At 35.0% G+C, this 423-nt stretch carries 1 protein-coding gene; it reads right to left on the reverse strand.

Annotated elements, in window-relative coordinates:
- A partial coding sequence (locus tag ACTD9P_RS30095; protein WP_438870496.1) for a DUF2626 domain-containing protein occupies positions 1–207 on the reverse strand: 207 nt, incomplete at its 3' end.
- Between the last annotated feature and the right edge of the window lie 216 nt (positions 208–423).

Consider the following 423-nt stretch of genomic DNA (forward strand, 5'->3'; position numbering starts at 1 on the left):
GTAGTATGTAAATCCGGCGAAAAATACGGTTAAGTAAGCTCCGAAAATATAAATATACATCCGCTCAGTCAGATTCAAATAAGAAAGAAATACGAAAAAGATCGTCTGTCCAAAAAACAAAAGAGAAGCGTCTTTCATGCCCCCTAGAAAAAACATGACTGCAAATATCCCCGTCCAAAATCCTAACACCCGGAACATGCGATTCATTCCTTATCCCCTCCCGAGAGTCTATCTGAAGTTTATTATAATAGATCGGCACTCAAAATGTAAACATTTTCATGATTATATTTATTGTGGAATTTATGTCTTTCCCTGTGTTTTATATCTTATGCCGTTCTCTAAAAAAGATCCGAAAAATCTTTTTGAAATACGTTTAGGGAAAAAAAGTTCAGGGTACTTATGTTAACAAAGAGACGGATTATC

The sequence above is a fragment of the Pseudomonas onubensis genome (assembly GCF_965653655.1).
Taxonomy (GTDB): Bacteria; Pseudomonadota; Gammaproteobacteria; order Pseudomonadales; family Pseudomonadaceae; genus Aquipseudomonas.